The 1,956-nt window shown below is 77.7% G+C and carries 2 protein-coding genes; both read right to left on the bottom strand.

Annotated elements, in window-relative coordinates; all coding sequences use genetic code 11:
* The coding region (locus ABWI04_RS42635) for a magnesium chelatase ATPase subunit I (protein WP_353835970.1) at positions 1–1,380 on the bottom strand (1,380 nt) is incomplete at its 3' end.
* On the bottom strand, positions 1,377–1,874 hold the full coding sequence (locus ABWI04_RS42630) for a histidine phosphatase family protein (protein ID WP_353835969.1): 498 nt from the start codon (positions 1,872–1,874) through the stop codon (positions 1,377–1,379). The genes ABWI04_RS42630 and ABWI04_RS42635, both read right to left, overlap by 4 nt.
* Between the last annotated feature and the right edge of the window lie 82 nt (positions 1,875–1,956).

Below are 1,956 nucleotides of genomic sequence, written 5' to 3'. Positions count from 1 at the left end.
GGCATCAGCGCCCACCCTTCCTGCTGAGGCCGCACCCGGAACCTCCAGCAGCGGCACGGCATGCGGCGCGGCAACCGCCGCGACCCGCTCCCCACCCCCGCCGGCGGACCGCTCGTCCTGCGAGGAGCCCGCGTCCTGCGCCGGGCCCGCGTTCTGCGACAGGCCCGCGTCCTCTGACGGGGCCGTGTTCTGCTCCGAACCCGTGTTCTGTTCGGGGGCCGCGTCCTGCGACGGACCCGCGTCGTGCGACGAGCCCGCGTTCCGCTCGGGGCTCGCGTCCTGGGACGTGGCAGGGTCCTGCGGCGCTCCGTCCTGCGGCGGGGACGGGGGCCGGCCGCCCCCTCCGCCGTCCGGGGGAGGATCGTCGGGGGACGTGCGGTCGAGCAGCTCGTCGAGCAGCGCCTCGTCCAGTCCGGGGGCGTCGAACGGGTCGCGGCGGCGCCGGTGCGGCAGCGACAGGCGGGCCGCCGCGCGCACGTCCTCGTCGGCCACCGCGCCGCGCCCGTGCCAGGCGGCGTGCGCGAGCGCGGCGTTGGCCGTGACCAGGTCGGCGCGCAGGCCGTCGACCTCGAAGCCCGCGCACACTGCCGCGATCTGCTCCAGCCGCTCGTCCGGCAGCCGGACCCCGGCGAGCCTGTCCCGCGCGGCCGAGATGCGCTCCGCCAGCTCCGCCTCGGCGTCCGCCCAGCGCGCGGCGAACGCGGCGGGGTCCGCCTCGAACGCCAGCCGCCGACGCACGACCTCGGCCCGCTCCTTCGGATCCCGCGACGCCCGCACCTCGACCGTCAGCCCGAAGCGGTCGAGGAGCTGGGGACGCAGCTCGCCCTCCTCCGGGTTCATAGTCCCGACCAGCAGGAACCGGGCCGCGTGCCGCACCGACACCGACTCGCGCTCCACGTAGCAGGTGCCGAGCGCGGCGGCGTCCAGCAGGAGGTCGACCAGATGGTCGTGCAGGAGGTTCACCTCGTCCACGTACAGGACGCCGCGGTGCGCCGCCGCGAGCAGCCCCGGCTCGAAGGCCTTGACGCCCTCGGTCAGGGCCCGCTCGACGTCCAGCGACCCCGCGAGCCGGTCCTCCGAGGCGCCCACCGGCAGCTCCACCAGCGCGGACGGCCGCCGCTCGGACGGGCCGCCCGGCTCGTGGGGGCCGTCCGGGCAGGACGGGTCGGGCGCCGCCGGGTCGCAGGCGAACCGGCAGCCCGGCACCGTGTCCACGGCGGGGAGCTGCGCGGCCAGGGCCCGGACGATCGTCGACTTGGCGGTGCCCTTCTCGCCGCGCACCAGCACGCCCCCGACCCGCGGCGAGACGGCGTTGAGCAGCAGCGCCAGCTTCAGATCGTCCAGCCCGACGACGGCGCTGAACGGGTAGGCGGTGTTCACACCTGGACCTTCCGGTTGACATGGGCGACCCGCCAGCCGCTCCCGGCGGCGGTGAGCCTCGTGGTGGACAGCGGCGCGAGGTCGATCCGGTCGGCCGCGAGGACGCCGGCGCCGAGCGCGTGGGCGAGGGCCGCCCGGATCACGCCCGCGTCGCAGACGGCGACGCCGGACGGGCGGCCACCGAGCCACGCCGCGACCCGTGCCGCGAGCGCGGACCGGCTCTCGCCGCCGTGGGGCGCGGCGTCCGGGTCGGTCAGCCAGGCGGCCAGCGCGTCCGGATCGGCGTCCGCGAGGCGGAGCCCCGCCCAGGAGCCGTGGTCGGCCTCGGCGAGCGCCGCGACGGGGCGGGCGTCGAGGCCGAGCGCGGCGCAGGTCTCCCGGGCGGCGCGGGCGGGCGACGTCCACACCGCCCCGTCCGGTAGCGCCCCGGCCAGGGCCCTCGCCCTCGCCAGGCCGGACGGGTCCGCGGCGGGGTCGGCGGCGCAGATGGTCACAGAACCACTGCGTCTCCCCGTCGGGGGCCACCGAGGTGACTCGACTCAGATGCGTCACAGCCATCGGCGGGGCAAAGGTCAG

It is taken from the genome of Actinomadura sp. NPDC000929, assembly GCF_040492065.1.
GTDB lineage: Bacteria > Actinomycetota > Actinomycetes > Streptosporangiales > Streptosporangiaceae > Spirillospora > Spirillospora verrucosospora.
Note: the sequence above shows the minus strand (reverse complement) of the source record. Positions and strands in the feature narration are given on the sequence as shown.